The sequence below is a fragment of the Campylobacter sp. CH246 genome (assembly GCF_004378835.1).
GTDB classification, from domain to species: domain Bacteria; phylum Campylobacterota; class Campylobacteria; order Campylobacterales; family Campylobacteraceae; genus Campylobacter_D; species Campylobacter_D jejuni.
On the sequence record NZ_RYYA01000002.1, the window covers coordinates 216,406 to 230,712 of the forward strand.

A 14,307-nucleotide genomic window follows, 5' to 3' on the forward strand; every position below is an offset into this window, starting at 1 on the left:
TTTGAAAGTAGAAAGGAACTACTTTCAAAATATAATCTCGCTTTCATTAAATTTCATATTTGCTTTTGGCAATGGTGACTTGGTGGTATAATAAGCACTTTCTCCTTTATAATTTCCACGATAAACTCCATTAGGAATGCTAAATTTTCTAGTTGTATCAGGGAATTTTTCTATATATTGAGTTAAAAATTCCCTAAACACAGGAGCAGCCGTTCTAGCACCACCTTCTGTATAACGCATAGGCTTGTTGTTATCATTTCCATACCAAATGATTGCTTCTATTTCAGGCGTAAGTCCACAAAACCAAGCATCAACACTTTTATTCGTTGTTCCTGTTTTTCCTGCTATTTCTATATCTTTTACTCTTGCATTACGCCCTGTGCCTTTTTCAACAACATTTCTCATCATATCTAAAACCAGAAAACTTTGCGCTTCATTGCTGACTTTACGCTCATTTGAGTTAAATTCCATGATGGTTTTACCGGTTTTATCTTGAACTTGTCTGATAATTTGAGGATCTTTAATCGTGCCATAGTTCCCAAACATGGTATAAAATTTCGAATACTCCAAAGGAGAAATACCAAAACTTCCCAATACGATTGATAAATTAGGCGGTATATCTTTAAATCCAAATTCCATTAGTTTAGAGTAAAGAACATCAAGCCCCATATCAAGTGCGAGATTAATGGTAGCTAAATTTCTTGATCTTGTTAAAGCTTCTTTTAAGGTAATTAAACCTAAAAATTTACCCCCTTCATTTTTAGGTTTCCAATCCTCATTATTACCCGCTCCACCTTCAAAAATTCTAGAAATATCAGCAATTTCACTCATAGGCGAATATCCTAAATTAATCGCCACTTGATACACAAAAGGTTTAAAAGAGCTTCCAGGTTGACGCATACTTTGAGTAGCACGATTATAATTACTTTTTTCATAATCAACCCCACCTACCAAAGCTAAAACATCGCCACTTTGATGATTTACCACAACCATAGCTCCGTTTAAAGTGCTTAAATTTGCATCTTTATCGCGTTTTACTATCTCATCATAACCAAATTTTAAAGCATTTTGCGCCATATTTTGAACATCTAAGTCTATATTTAAAATAATTTTATATCCACCTGTTTTTAAGTCTTTAATGCTAGGACTTAATTGTTTAATCACTTCATCTACGACATAAGGAGCAGCATTTTGAGTAAGCGTATCATCATAAACTTGCGGAATTTCTTTGATGGCTGTATCATAATCTGTTTTTGAAATCCAGCCTAGATTATACATTCTTGAAATAACATTATTTGCTCTTGAGATGGAAAGATCTAAATGCTTTGTAGGATCATAACTGCTAGGTGCTTTTGGCATACCCACTAGCATAGCAATCTCTTTAAGGCTTAGTTCATTTAAATTTTTATGAAAATACCCCAAAGATGCGGTTTTTACTCCATAATACCCATGTCCAAAAAAGATAAAATTTAAATACCTTTCTAAAATTTGCTCTTTAGTTAAAATGGTTTCCATTTTATAAGCAAGCAAAGCTTCTCGAATTTTACGCGTAATCGTTCTTTCGGGGGTTAATTCTGTGTTTTTAATAAATTGCTGAGTAAGAGTGGAAGCTCCTTCCATGGTTTTTCCACCGCTTTTTATGATTTTTACAGCAGCTCTAAAAATGGCATCGATATTAACTCCATTATGTTCAAAAAAGCTTGTATCTTCTATAGCAACCAAAGCTTCTATAAGGCGTGGGGGAAGCTCTTCATAAGGAGCGTAAAAACGATGCTGTTCAAAAATATTAGCCACAAGCTTACCATTTCTATCGTAAATTTGTGTTGTAAGAGGAGGTTTGTATTCTTTAAAAGTATAACCCTCAGTATCAGCACTTGTGAAAAGATAAGCCACATAAATAAATCCAGCTATAAACAAAAGAGTAAAAAATGAAAAAATATATTTTAATATTTTCATAAATAAGCCTTTAAAGTTTGAATATCAAGCCCTAAAGCAGTGCTTAGATTTCCTACTTGTTGAGTGATGAAATTTCGATGAAAACCCTCACACATGATACAACCCGCCTTGCCTTTATAAAGATCATTTTCTACATAATCTCTTAAAGCATTTTCATCAAAATTTTTAAAATAAAGCGTAGTTTTAGAAAGAGAAAAAACTCTTTTTTCAGGTTTTACAAGCAAAAAGGCCGATAAAATACTTGCATACTTGCCATTTTGCAAGGCAAGCATTTCATAAGCTTCTTTTTTATCTTTTGCTTTAGTAAGAATTTTTTCATCTATGCAAACTATACTATCTGCAAAAAGCAAATTTTGGTTTTGAAAATCTTTGCCTAAAGCACTTAAAAATTGTTTTTCTTTTTCAAGAACTATTTTTTGAACATATAAAAAAGGTGAAATATTTTTATTTAAATTTTCATCATAATCAAAACCAACTTGTTTAAAATCAATCTTTGCGGTTTTAAGCAAGTTAGCCCTTGAAATGGAACTTGAAGCAAGAATTAACATTAAAGTGCTTTTTCTATCGTTTCTAAGCTTTGTTTTAAAGCTTCATCAATTTTGCTTAAATCTTTTCCACCTGCAGTAGCAAAATCATCTCTTCCGCCACCATTTCCACCTAAAATTTGCGCCGCTTCTTTAACCAAAGCTCCTGCTTTTAAAGGCGCATCTTTAACACCAGCTGCTAAAGTGATTTTTTCATCTTTTACTTGGATAAGCAAAATCACCGCTTTAATAAATTTGTTTTTAAAATCATCAATCATAGCTTTAATATCGCCATTATCTACGCGTTTTACGCAAATTTCAACACCTTGGATATTTTTAGAATCAAACTCTGTTTTACTTGAGTTTTTAAGCTCATTTTTTAAACTTAAAATTTCATTTTTAAGCTTTTTAACCCCGCTTAAAATATCATTATTTTTAAGCTCATCTTTGGCTTTAGAAAGTTCTTCAAGTTGATTTTTTACAAATTCTAAAGCCGCTTTAGAAACTACAGCTTCAATGCGTCTAACCCCAGCACTCACACCACTTTCTTTAACTATGTAAAAACTTCCTATTTGAGCAGTATTTTTAACATGAGTTCCCCCGCAAAGTTCTTTGCTTTCACCTAAAGTTAAAACACGCACATTGCCTTGGTATTTTTCATTAAACAATGCTATAGCACCGCTTTTTTTAGCTTCTTCTAAAGGCATATTTTCTAAGATAGCTTCGCTTGAGTTTATAATCATTTCATTGACTCTTTTTTCAATGCTTTCTAGCTCTTCTTTGCTTAAAGCTTTATGATGAGTAAAATCAAATCTTAGTTTATTGCTTTCAACTAAAGATCCTGCTTGGCTTACATGAGAACCTAAAATTTCTCTTAAAACATGGTGTAAAAGATGAGTGGCTGAGTGGTGGCGTGCGATTTGCTCTCTTTTTTCTGTATCGATTCTTGCATGAACTATATCGCCAACTTTTAGTTCTTCGCCTGCTTTTATAAAGCTAAGATTGAGATTAAAAAACTTTTGCGTATCTAAAACTTCACGCTTAGTTATAAACCCACTATCAGCACTTTGTCCCCCACTTGTTGCATAAAAAGGTGTGTTTTCAAGCATCACCCAACCCGCATCTTTAAGGGTGGAAACTTCTTTAAAATCTTCATCTAAAAGGGCTAAAATTTTACTTTCGCATTCTGCTTTTTCATAACCTACAAAATGATTTTCTCCAAATTTTTCAAGCAAGTTTTTAAAATCTCCACTTGCAGTTTTATCTCCACTTCCTTTCCAAGAAGCTTTAGCGCGTGCTTTTTGCTCGTTCATTAAAAGTTCAAATTTTTCTTCATCAACTTTAAGGTTTTTTTCCCTTAGCATATCAGCCGTTAAATCAAGCGGAAAACCATAAGTATCATAAAGTTTAAAGGCTACTTCTCCGCTAAAAATTTCTTTAGTGTTTTTAAGCTCTTCATTAAAAATTTCAATCCCATTTTCTATAGTACTTAAAAATCTTTCTTCTTCAAGGCGAATTTGTTCTTTTATAAAGTCTTTTTTCTCATTAAGATAGGTATAATGTCCGCCCATTAAATCGCACACAACATCAACTAGTTTATACATAAAAGCTTGTTTAAAACCTAGCAAATATCCATGCCTTAAAGCACGACGCAAAATACGACGCAAAACATAACCTCTACCTTCTTTATCAAAACTTACCCCTTGCGCAAGTAAAAATACACTTGATCTTATATGATCAGCTATGACTCTAAAACTTGCTCCACTTTCATAAACATAAGTTTTGTTACAAAGTTTTGAAATTTCATTGATGATTGGCATAAAAAGCGAGCTATCAAAATTGCTAAATTTACCTTCTTTAATCGCTGTTACCCTTTCAAGCCCCATTCCTGTATCAATACTTGGCTTTGGCAGTGGGCTAAGCACTCCATTAGCACTTCTTTCATATTGCATAAAAACAAGATTCCAGATTTCTAAAAATCTATCTCCATCTCCACCCATATAATCTTCGCTTGAGTTAAAATGCTCTTGTCCTTGGTCATAAAAAATCTCACTGCAAGGACCACAAGGACCAGTATCGCCCATTTGCCAGAAGTTATCTTTATCACCAAATTTGTAAATTCTTTCTTTTTGAATGTGTTTTTGCCATAGATTAAAAGCTTCATCATCGTTTTCATGCACGGTTACATAAAGTCTATCTTTAGGTAGTTTTAAAACTTCAGTTACAAATTCCCAAGCATAAGCTATGGCTTGTTCTTTAAAATAATCTCCAAAACTAAAATTCCCAAGCATTTCAAAAAAAGTATGATGGCGTGCGGTATAGCCAACATTATCTAAGTCATTGTGCTTTCCACCTGCTCTTATACAAGTTTGACAGCTTGTTTTGCGTGGAGGATTTGGGCGTGGAATTTCTCCTGTAAATATACTTTTAAAAGGCACCATACCCGCATTGGTAAAAAGTAAAGTTGCATCATCAGGAACTAAAGGACTTGACGGGGTTATCTCATGTCCTTTTGATGCAAAAAAATCCAAATAAGCTTTTCTGATATCCATAAATTTTCCTAAAGAAATTTTTATAAAAACATATCATACCAAAATTACTTTAAATTAAGTAAAACTAAAATACAATAAACATTTTTATTTAATTTTATTTCTCTAAGGTTTTTTATGAATTTTATCAATCTTCAAGCCCAATATCTCGCATACAAAGATGAAATCAATGCTGAAATTGAAAGCGTTTTATCAAGTTCTTCTTTCATAGGCGGTGCAAAGCTTAACGAATTTGAGCAAAATTTAGCTCATTTCTTAGGTGTTAAACACGCTATAGGTTGCTCAAGTGGAACTAGTGCTTTATACCTTGCCTTAAGAGCCTTAGATATTGGCAAAGATGATGAAGTTATAGTGCCTAGTTTTACTTTCATAGCAACAGCTGAAGTTGTGGCCTTGGTAGGTGCAAAACCTGTTTTTGTAGATATAAATTTATCAAATTACAATCTTGATTTTAAAGCAGTGCAAAAAGCAATAACTCCAAAAACTAAAGCTGTTATAGCAGTGAGTATGTTTGGACAAATGAGTGATTTAAGGGCTTTAGAAGAAATTTTAAAAGATAAAAATATCACTTTGATCGAAGATGGTGCACAAAGTTTTGGCGCAAGTTTCAAAGGAGAAAAATCCTGCTCTATAGCTAAAATTTCATGCACAAGCTTTTTTCCTTCGAAGCCTTTGGGAGCTTATGGCGATGGCGGGGCTATTTTTTGCCATGATGATGAAATTGCTAAAAAAATAAGAATTTTACTCAATCACGGACAAACTCAGCGTTATAAACATGAATTTATAGGTATAAATGGACGCCTTGACACCTTACAAGCAGCGATTTTAAATGTTAAGTTAAAATACCTAGAAAAAGAATTAGACAAAAGACAAAAATTAGCACAAATTTATAATGCAAATTTAAAAAACTGTCAAATTCCACAAATTAATCCAAATGCTTTTAGCGCTTATGCACAATACAGTGTTTTAGTTGAAGATAGAGCTAGTGTATTGCAAAAATTTGAAAAAGCTAATATACCTTATGCTATACACTATCCAACCCCTTTGCATAAACAACCTTGCTTTAGTGAGTTTTCAAATTTAGAACTTAAAAATTCAGAATACGCAAGCGAACACATCTTATCTTTGCCTTTTTCACCTTTTTTAAGTGAAGAAGAGCAAGAGCAAGTTATTTGTATTTTTAAAGATTGATTCCATGAAAATAGGTATCATAGGCCTTGGAAAAATGGGGCAAAACCACTTAAATGAACTTAGTAAAAATTCTCATTTTAAACTTAATGCACTTTTTGATCTTTGCAAAAATCCAAACCTAAATATTTTTGATGATATTTTTTATGATGATCTGGATAAATTTTTAAATCAAAATAATGATATTATCATCATAGCAACACCTACAAATTCACATTTAACAATAGCAAAAAAAGTTTTTAAACAATGCAAATGCGTTTTAATCGAAAAGCCTTTAGCTCTAAATTTAAAAGAAATAGACGAAATTTCAAATTTAGCTAAAGAATACAGCATAAAAGTAGGTGTAGGTTTTTGCGAAAGATTTAATCCTGCGGTTTTAGCCCTAAAAAAAGAGCTTGAAAATGAAGAAATTATCAGCATTAACATACAAAGATTTTCACCCTACCCACAAAGAATCAGCGATGTAGGGATTTTGCAAGATTTGGCTGTGCATGATCTTGATTTGCTTTGTTTTTTAAGCAAACAAGAAATAACAAAAACCAATTTGCTTAAAAAATACACCCAAGATCAAACAAGAGAAAGTGAAAGCATTATTCTATGTGAGCTTGAAAAATGTATTGCTAGCATACATCAAAGTTGGAATAGCACACAAAAACTAAGAAAAATTCATCTTATTACTAAAAATCATTTTTATGAAGCCAATTTAAATGACTTTTCTTTATTAAAAGATGGAAATTTTATAGAACTTACTCAACAAAGTCCACTTTTTTCAGAACACGAAGCTTTGTTAAAACTTATCGATAATCAACCCAATCATTTAGCCAGCACGAGCGATGCTTACAAAGTTCAAGAAATTTTAGAAAGGTTTGCGTGAAATTAGTTTTATTTTTAAATATGGGCGGAGCTACGAATTTACAAGATTGTGAAGTTTTTTTAAAAAATATGTTTAATGATCCTTATATTTTAGGAATCAAAAATCGATTTTTAAGAAAATTTGTAGCATGGATCATAACAAAGGCTCGCGTTAAAGCCATGCAAGAAAACTATAAAAAAATGGGCGGAAAATCCCCTTTAAACGAACTTACTCAAAGCCTGTGTGACAAGCTTAATTTAAAACAAGATGAATTTAAATTTGACTTTGTAAATCTTTATGTTCCTCCTTTTGCCACAGAAATTTTGCAAAAATACACTTTAAATGCAAGTGATGAAATCATTCTTTTTCCACTTTATCCGCACCATTCTTGCACCACAGTAACTTCATCTTTAGAAGTTCTGCAAAATGAAATTTCAAAGCAAAAAATTCAAGCAAAAGTAAAAACTATAGATATTTTTTACAAAAATGAGCTTTATAACGAGATGATAGTTTCGCACATTTTGGCTAAAAAAAGTAAATTTGATGCCAAAATTTTGATTTTTTCAGCGCATTCTTTACCACAAAGCATTATTGATAAAGGTGATTTATATGAAAAGCATGTAAATGATCATGTAGAAATTTTAAAAGAAAAGCTAAAAGATCATTTTGATGAATTTATTTTAGCTTATCAGTCTAAACTAGGCCCTGTAAAATGGCTTGAACCAAATACAAGCGATGTTTTGGCAAATTTAAACGATAAAGCTCTGATTTACCCTATTTCTTTTTGCATTGATTGTTCTGAAACGATTTTTGAGCTAGGTATGGAGTATAAACATTTAGCAAAGTGCGATTATGATTTAATCACTTGCCCAAATGATAGTGATGAATTTATCCACTTTATTTTAAAGTATTTGTCTGATTTTAATTAAGAATGATTTTGAAGTCCTTGTTTATGATTACAAGGACTTTTTGGTAAAAATTTAGCCAACTAAGCTAAAGTATAAGCTTTTTCTCCGTGCAAACTCACATCTAAGCCTTTTTGCTCTACTTCTTCTTTTACTCTTAAGTCTGTAAAACAAGAGATAATCTTAAAAATAACAAAGCTTATAAGAGCTGACAAAACCACACAAATCACAATAGCAAAAATTTGCTCTTTTAAAAGTTCCAAACTTCCGCTGATAAAAAATCCCTCGCCAAGTGCATTTTGGGCAATCACATTAGGATTTACTTTAGCACTTGCAAAAAGCCCTGTGGCAATTCCTCCCCAAATACCTCCGATTCCATGTAAAGAAAAGGCATCTAAAGAATCATCCCATTTGAGTTTGTATTTAATAAAACTTAAACCAAAATAACAAAACACAGAAGACAAAGTCCCTATAACAAGAGAAGCATAAATATCTACATAACCGCAAGCTGGAGTAATTCCCACAAGCCCTGCTACAAGCCCACTAAGTCCACCTAAAATAGTCGGTTTTTTATGGATGAGCCACTCAAGCACTACCCAAGATAAAAAGCCACAAGCTGCTGATATAATACTTACTATAAAAGCATTGATAGCAACATCATTCATTTCGCCAGCACTTCCAGCATTAAAACCTAACCATCCTATAAAAAGCAAAATCGCACCTAAGAAAGCATAAGGAATAGAATGCGCGTTTTTATCCTCATCATCACTTTTTCTAGCGCCTACCATCAAAGCTCCTACAAGTCCAGCAACCCCAGAGCTAATATGCACAACACCGCCCCCAGCAAAATCAAGACTTCCTCTTTTAAGCAAAAATCCCTCACTGCTCCAAATCATATGTGCTAACACATCATAAACTAAAGTACTCCAAAAAAGTAGAAATATCACCAAAACACCCAGTTTAATTCTTCCCACCAAAGAGCCTGTTATGATGGCAGATGCAATAAGTGCAAACATCATTTGAAAAATCACAAAAAGAATATTTGGAACGCCTGAAGCGTTGTATCCGCTAATACCCTCTAAGAGGAAATTCTCGAAATTTCCTACAAGCCCAAGTCCTTCATCTTTACCAAAAGAAAGACTAAATCCAAGCACTACCCATTGTACAGTAATAACACCAAAAACAATAAAGCAATTCATTATAGTATTAAGAGTATTTTTACTTCTTACCATACCTGAATAAAACATTGCCAAAGCTGGAGTCATAAGCAAAACTAGCAAAGTACACAACACAATAAAACTTGAATTTATCGCATTCATTTACCTGTCCTTTCTTACAAAAATTTAATTGCGAGATAATTATATTTAAAATGATTTAAAAAAATATAAATTTAAGAAATATTTTATATATTTTTTTTATCAAAATTTATTTTTTTATCTTAAATTACTATAAATAGGTATTTTAAAAAATATTTTACTTCTCTATAATTCAAAATTACTAGCATTAAAATAAAAATTTGAGCCAAGTTAAAAAACAACAAAGATAAAAAGGATTATTACAAGATAATGAAGAAAAAATTTGATTATTTAATAAAATTATCTGATATTAAAAAAGTAATTGTGCTTTAAAATGATCTAAAAGCTCTTCTTTAGCTTTTAAAATATCATCAGTATTTAACTCAAGATCAATCTTATCTGGTTTTTTATAAGTTTTATCATAATACTCCAAAAGCATAACAATAAGCTTTTGCCATTCTTTTCTCTCATAACTTTGAAGCAAATCTTGGCGTAAATTTAAGCTGATATAAGGACTGATTTTTTGCACACATTGTTGAAATTTCAAAGGAGTTATTTTTTCTTGATAAATTTTTTGTATTCTTCTAACGCGATTTTCTAAAGAACAAAAACAATAAATTTTAAAAGCCTTTTGCATTTTTTCATAAAATTTCAAAGGTAAGATAATATCCCCTATTTTGCGACTTTCGCTTTCTATGAAAGCAAAATTTTCTAAATTTTGAATATTGTGAAAAAGTTCTGCTTCAAAAGCTTTTTGCGTAGGTTGTTTTCCTAAAATATCACCAAAAGACGAGCCTAAATGATTTGCCATTTTTTCTAAATTTATAGCTTGTGGGAGTTGTTCTAAAAGCTCTGTTTTTCCACAACCTGTATTACCACAAAGAGCAAAAAAATCAAAATTTATTTCATTTTCGAAATAATGCGTTACAAAAGTTCTATAAGCTTTAAACCCACCTTTTAAACGCACCACCCTAAAGCCAAGCTCACTTAAAATCACTGCGATAGACTTTGAACGCAAACCCCCACGAGAACAATAAATCCCCACCTTTTCTCCTATGCGAAAATTTTGAGTGATTTCTAATATATGCTTAGCGGTATTTTGACAAATATAACTCGCACCCATAGCCTTAGCTAAAGCTTGATTTTTCTTATAAATTGTTCCTATTTCTTGATATTCTTCATCATTGAGTGCATAAAAATTTAAAGCTCCTATCAAGTGAGAATGAAAAAATTCTCTAGGGCTTCTTGCATCGATTAAAAGAGAGAAATTTTCTTTTTGAAACTCTACAAATTCAACTTCACTGAGCATTTTTAAAAGCCAAAACAAGTTTTTGATAAACTTGCTCTATATTAGTGCCACAAACCCTAGTTTCTCCTATGGTTGTGATAAAATTTGTATCTCCTGACCAGCGTGGCACTAGATGATAATGACAATGAAAAGCTATGCCAGCTCCTGCATCCTTGCTTAAATTCATACCGATATTCACTCCATTTGCATGAATTTGCTCTTTTAAAATTTGTACCCCCAAACGCACAAAATAACTCATTTCTTGCCAAATTTCATCACTTAAATTTTCTATATGCTCTTCATGTATATAAGGAATCACCATAAAATGCCCTGCAGAATAAGGATAGCGGTTCATCACTCCAAAACAATGCTTTGCTCTAAAAATCACACCTAATTCTTCATCGCTTTTGATCTTATTAGCACAATCACAAAATGGACAAATGCTTTTTTCTTTTTCAAAATACTCACTCCGCCATGGTGCATACAAATACTGCATTTTCCCTCCTTAAAGCAAAGCTTTTAAAGCCTTTCCTTCATCTTTTTCGCGCATAAAATATTCGCCGATTAAAAAAGCATCAACGCCTAAATTTTGCAAATGCTCTAAAAATTCTTTATTTTCTAAACCACTTTCTGCGATGATGATTTTTGAATTTGGGATTTGTGGGATAAGTTTTTCGCACAAACTCATATCCATAGTAAAATCCTCTAAATTACGATGATTGATACCAATGATATCCGCTCCAGCAAAAATAGCCTTACTCAAATCCTCTTTATCATGAATTTCAACCAAAGCCTCAAGACCTAAATGTCTTGCAAACTCAAGCAGTTTTTTAAGCTCTTTCATGCTTAGCATTTTAGCGATTAATAATACAAAATCCGCCCCATAAACCAAAGCTTCTAAAATTTGATACTCATCAAAGATAAAATCTTTTCTAAGTAAAGGAATTTGCGTATAACGGCGTATAAGACTTAAGTATTCTAAAGAACCTTTAAAAAAATGCGGCTCAGTTAAAACAGAAATCGCCACAGCTTTGTTCTTCTCATAATTTAAAGCGATACTCAAAGGATCAAAGTCTTCTCTAATGACTCCCTTGCTAGGGCTTGCTTTTTTTACTTCTGCTATGATTTTAACTTCTTTTTCTACTCTTTTCAAAGCCTTAATCACATCTTTTGGAAAGAAAGGATTTGAAGCTAAAGAACGCCCTAACATATCATAAGGAAGTTTTAGTTTGCGTTCTTTTAAATCTTCTTTTGTTTTTTCAAAAATTTTATCCAATATCATGGTTTTATACACGCCTTTATCGCTTTTATATGAGCTTTGCTCTCATCAGAATTTGCAAATTCTTTATCATCTAATGTTTGTTTTAAAATTTCCCATGCTTGCTTACAATCGCCTAGTTTATAATACCCCCAAGCTAAAGAATCTAAATAATACAAATTCTGTGGATCTTTTTCTAAGGCAAGTTTCACAAGCTCTATACCTTTTTTAACATCTAAATCATAATCTATAAGCAAATATCCATAGTAGTTTAAATACAAAGCATTGCTATCTTTATCGATAGCCTGTTCGAATTTTTCTTTTACAGAATCAATTACTTTTGGAGTGATTTTTTTAGCTTCATTTGCAGCTTCAAATTCAAAAACTGCCGCTCGTAGAAGATATTCTTTATTTTTTGTTTTATGATAAAGAGCTAAACTCATTTTTTTAGCATCATCAAAGCGTTTTAAATTCTGATACAAAGCGAGTTTAATGTCATCATCTAAATCATACTGCAAAGAAATTTTTAAAGCTTCTTCTGTTTTGCCTTGAGAATTTAAAAGCTCAACCAAAGCCAATACAAAACTTTTATTTTTGGTAAGTTGATAAAGCTCTTTATATATACTTTTTAAAGCTTCGATATTTTTTTCATCAAAATAAATTTTAGCAAGCAAGACGCAAGTTTTGAGAGTGCAACCATTGGTTTTTCTTGAAAATTCTAAAACATTTTTAATATTTAAAGTATCATTCAAAATCGCATAAATTCCTATGAGTTTAAATAAAATTTCTTCATTTTGCACTTGATTATAAGCAGATCTATAGTACTTTGTAGCATTTTTTAAATCATTTTTTTTAACTAAAATATCCCCGTAAAGCTCTAAATTTCTAGGATCACTATCCTTTTTTGCCAAAAGTTCTTTCATAAGTTTTTGAGCATTGTTGATATCATTTGAATTTAAAGCATAAAGAGCACTAAGTCGCTTAAGGTTATTATTTTCATTTAAATAAGGTTTTGCTAGATTATTTAACTCTACTTGCTTGTCAAGATTGTTTGCTAAAGTAAGCAAAAATGCATTTTCTAAAAAATTAGTATTATTATAATCTTGATAAAGACTTAAAAATTCATCTCTAGCCTCTTTGTATTGTTTATAATACTCATAATTATAAGCTTTCATAACCCTTAAATCAAGATCATTGCTTTTATATTTTGTATAATCAGGATAAACAACATTGATTTTTGAACTTCCACAAGCTGCCAAAAAAAAGGCTGCTAAGACAAATAACAAATACCTATACATTCTTTTTCTAATTCCTTTTGATGTGTTTTAAAATATTCCCAAAATGGAAAAGTTCTGCATTGTTTTGGACGAAAATCGTAGATACTGCAATTTCTTTTTTGAGTATCAAAAAAAATACAAGCAAAGCCATCTTCAAATTCGACTTCCTTAAAACTCATTTTAAAACCTACTTTTCTCAAGTATTTTTCAGCAAATTCTTTGCTTTCTAAATTTAAATACTTTCTTAATGCTTCTAATTCTTCCTTGCTCGCAAAAATATTGCCACTTTCTCCAGTGCAACACTTTCCACCGCATTTCTCACAAGCATTTTCATCAAAAGCATAAGAAAAATTTTTATCAAATATCATAACTTTTTAACCTAAATCTTAAGTGAATTTCTTGCATTTGTTTGCTTAAAATTTCATTTTCATATACAAAAAAAGGAGGCAAAATCTCACAAGGCGATTTTGAACCTTTTTTTACCTGTATCAAAACAAGTCTTGCTTTTTTGTTTTGATGTGTATGTACAAAGCAAAGCTTTGTTATTTTCATTTTCATATCTTTTAAAATAAAACAAATTTCATCTAAAGCTAAAGCTTCATAGCAAAAATATAAAGTACCATTTGGCTTAAGCATAGAATTTGCTTTAGTTAAAAAGCTATGCAAGGGTAAAAATTCCTGAAATTTACTTATAGCTTTATGCTGATCTTCACTCTTGTAGGCTCCTTGTCTATAAAATGGAGGATTACAAACTATAAAGTCAATTTTTTTCACGCTTTGAAATTGATTAAAATCATCATGAAAAATATCACCTTGTATTTGGTTGGATTTTAAATTTTTTTCAATCAATTCTATATTTTCTTTTTGAATATCAATCAAAGATAAACTTAAATTTGCAATATTTTTTTTAAGTAAAATACCTATGATACCACAGCCCGCACCTACATCAAAAACAACACCTTTAATTCCTTGTTTTAAAATAAAATCAGCTAAAATTAAAGAATCACTATTGTAACGATACCCTTGTGATAATTGTGCTAGCGTAATCAAATCTGACATATATTTTAATGCGTTGGAATTTTAATGCGTTTTGGAGGTTGTTCTTTAAATATATTTTGTTCTTTTGTTGTATTATCTTCTTTAAAATTTACTGGGCTTTGTGCTGCCAAAAAAGAAATTACAAAAGTTATAAAAAAAGCAATTTTTATCATAAT

General features: G+C 31.2%; 14 protein-coding genes. 3 read left to right on the plus strand and 11 right to left on the minus strand.

The window, feature by feature from the left end; translation table 11 throughout:
* Positions 1–24: 24 nt before the first annotated feature.
* From ELQ06_RS02750 to alaS, 3 genes are read right to left on the minus strand one after another with little or no spacing between them, the layout of a single operon-like run.
* Positions 25–1,956, minus strand: coding sequence for a penicillin-binding protein 1A (locus tag ELQ06_RS02750; RefSeq protein ID WP_052794102.1), 1,932 nt, complete (start codon positions 1,954–1,956; stop codon positions 25–27).
* On the minus strand, positions 1,953–2,504 hold the full coding sequence (gene maf / locus ELQ06_RS02755) for a septum formation inhibitor Maf (RefSeq protein ID WP_052794103.1): 552 nt from the start codon (positions 2,502–2,504) through the stop codon (positions 1,953–1,955). Before maf ends, ELQ06_RS02750 begins: the two co-directional genes overlap by 4 nt.
* Complete coding sequence (alaS, locus tag ELQ06_RS02760) at positions 2,504–5,032, minus strand: alanine--tRNA ligase (protein WP_052794104.1); 2,529 nt, start codon at positions 5,030–5,032, stop codon at positions 2,504–2,506. Before alaS ends, maf begins: the two co-directional genes overlap by 1 nt.
* A gap of 114 nt (positions 5,033–5,146) precedes the next feature.
* Here alaS and ELQ06_RS02765 point away from each other — a divergent pair, with 114 nt between their 5' ends.
* The 3 genes from ELQ06_RS02765 to hemH are packed head-to-tail and all read left to right on the plus strand — an operon-like array spanning position 5,147 to position 7,999.
* Positions 5,147–6,220: a DegT/DnrJ/EryC1/StrS aminotransferase family protein gene (locus tag ELQ06_RS02765; protein ID WP_052797811.1), complete on the plus strand. Its 1,074-nt coding sequence runs from the start codon at positions 5,147–5,149 to the stop codon at positions 6,218–6,220.
* Between the two features lie 4 nt (positions 6,221–6,224).
* Positions 6,225–7,091: a Gfo/Idh/MocA family oxidoreductase gene (locus ELQ06_RS02770; RefSeq protein WP_002859910.1), complete on the plus strand. Its 867-nt coding sequence runs from the start codon at positions 6,225–6,227 to the stop codon at positions 7,089–7,091.
* The gene (gene hemH, locus ELQ06_RS02775) at positions 7,088–7,999 is read left to right on the plus strand and encodes a ferrochelatase (RefSeq protein WP_002859048.1); all 912 of its coding nucleotides are present in this window, start codon (positions 7,088–7,090) and stop codon (positions 7,997–7,999) included. Before ELQ06_RS02770 ends, hemH begins: the two co-directional genes overlap by 4 nt.
* Positions 8,000–8,058: 59 nt before the next feature.
* On the opposite strand, the gene ELQ06_RS02780 is transcribed toward hemH, so the two are convergent.
* The 8 genes from ELQ06_RS02780 to ELQ06_RS02815 form a co-directional block, all read right to left on the minus strand.
* On the minus strand, positions 8,059–9,294 hold the full coding sequence (locus ELQ06_RS02780) for an ammonium transporter (RefSeq protein ID WP_052797812.1): 1,236 nt from the start codon (positions 9,292–9,294) through the stop codon (positions 8,059–8,061).
* A gap of 286 nt (positions 9,295–9,580) precedes the next feature.
* Positions 9,581–10,579, minus strand: a complete 999-nt coding sequence (mnmH, locus tag ELQ06_RS02785) for a tRNA 2-selenouridine(34) synthase MnmH (RefSeq protein WP_052794119.1) — start codon at positions 10,577–10,579, stop codon at positions 9,581–9,583.
* Positions 10,569–11,054: an HIT domain-containing protein gene (locus tag ELQ06_RS02790; RefSeq protein WP_052781931.1), complete on the minus strand. Its 486-nt coding sequence runs from the start codon at positions 11,052–11,054 to the stop codon at positions 10,569–10,571. The genes mnmH and ELQ06_RS02790 overlap by 11 nt, the downstream gene beginning before the upstream one ends.
* Positions 11,055–11,063: 9 nt before the next feature.
* Entirely contained in the window at positions 11,064–11,840 is a 777-nt protein-coding gene (trpC, locus tag ELQ06_RS02795) for an indole-3-glycerol phosphate synthase TrpC (protein ID WP_002937967.1), read from the minus strand.
* Positions 11,837–13,114, minus strand: a complete 1,278-nt coding sequence (locus ELQ06_RS02800; RefSeq protein ID WP_052794106.1) for a hypothetical protein — start codon at positions 13,112–13,114, stop codon at positions 11,837–11,839. The genes trpC and ELQ06_RS02800 overlap by 4 nt, the downstream gene beginning before the upstream one ends.
* Positions 13,087–13,461 carry a YkgJ family cysteine cluster protein gene (locus ELQ06_RS02805; RefSeq protein WP_044261306.1) on the minus strand — a complete coding sequence of 125 codons (375 nt, stop codon included), beginning with the start codon at positions 13,459–13,461 and terminating at the stop codon, positions 13,087–13,089. Before ELQ06_RS02805 ends, ELQ06_RS02800 begins: the two co-directional genes overlap by 28 nt.
* The gene (locus ELQ06_RS02810) at positions 13,451–14,152 is read right to left on the minus strand and encodes a tRNA1(Val) (adenine(37)-N6)-methyltransferase (protein WP_052781929.1); all 702 of its coding nucleotides are present in this window, start codon (positions 14,150–14,152) and stop codon (positions 13,451–13,453) included. Before ELQ06_RS02810 ends, ELQ06_RS02805 begins: the two co-directional genes overlap by 11 nt.
* Before the next feature lie 5 nt (positions 14,153–14,157).
* Positions 14,158–14,304: a hypothetical protein gene (locus ELQ06_RS02815; protein ID WP_044261308.1), complete on the minus strand. Its 147-nt coding sequence runs from the start codon at positions 14,302–14,304 to the stop codon at positions 14,158–14,160.
* Between the last annotated feature and the right edge of the window lie 3 nt (positions 14,305–14,307).

Coding starts and splice junctions, on each gene's coding strand:
- ELQ06_RS02815 (WP_044261308.1), bottom strand. CDS start 14,304: ATGATAAAAATTGCTTTTTTTATAACTTTTGTAATTTCTTTTTTGGCA.
- ELQ06_RS02810 (WP_052781929.1), bottom strand. CDS start 14,152: ATGTCAGATTTGATTACGCTAGCACAATTATCACAAGGGTATCGTTAC.
- ELQ06_RS02805 (WP_044261306.1), bottom strand. CDS start 13,461: ATGATATTTGATAAAAATTTTTCTTATGCTTTTGATGAAAATGCTTGT.
- trpC (WP_002937967.1), bottom strand. CDS start 11,840: ATGATATTGGATAAAATTTTTGAAAAAACAAAAGAAGATTTAAAAGAA.
- ELQ06_RS02780 (WP_052797812.1), bottom strand. CDS start 9,294: ATGAATGCGATAAATTCAAGTTTTATTGTGTTGTGTACTTTGCTAGTT.
- alaS (WP_052794104.1), bottom strand. CDS start 5,032: ATGGATATCAGAAAAGCTTATTTGGATTTTTTTGCATCAAAAGGACAT.
- ELQ06_RS02770 (WP_002859910.1), top strand. CDS start 6,225: ATGAAAATAGGTATCATAGGCCTTGGAAAAATGGGGCAAAACCACTTA.
- ELQ06_RS02800 (WP_052794106.1), bottom strand. CDS start 13,114: ATGTATAGGTATTTGTTATTTGTCTTAGCAGCCTTTTTTTTGGCAGCT.
- maf (WP_052794103.1), bottom strand. CDS start 2,504: ATGTTAATTCTTGCTTCAAGTTCCATTTCAAGGGCTAACTTGCTTAAA.
- ELQ06_RS02790 (WP_052781931.1), bottom strand. CDS start 11,054: ATGCAGTATTTGTATGCACCATGGCGGAGTGAGTATTTTGAAAAAGAA.
- mnmH (WP_052794119.1), bottom strand. CDS start 10,579: ATGCTCAGTGAAGTTGAATTTGTAGAGTTTCAAAAAGAAAATTTCTCT.
- ELQ06_RS02750 (WP_052794102.1), bottom strand. CDS start 1,956: ATGAAAATATTAAAATATATTTTTTCATTTTTTACTCTTTTGTTTATA.
- ELQ06_RS02765 (WP_052797811.1), top strand. CDS start 5,147: ATGAATTTTATCAATCTTCAAGCCCAATATCTCGCATACAAAGATGAA.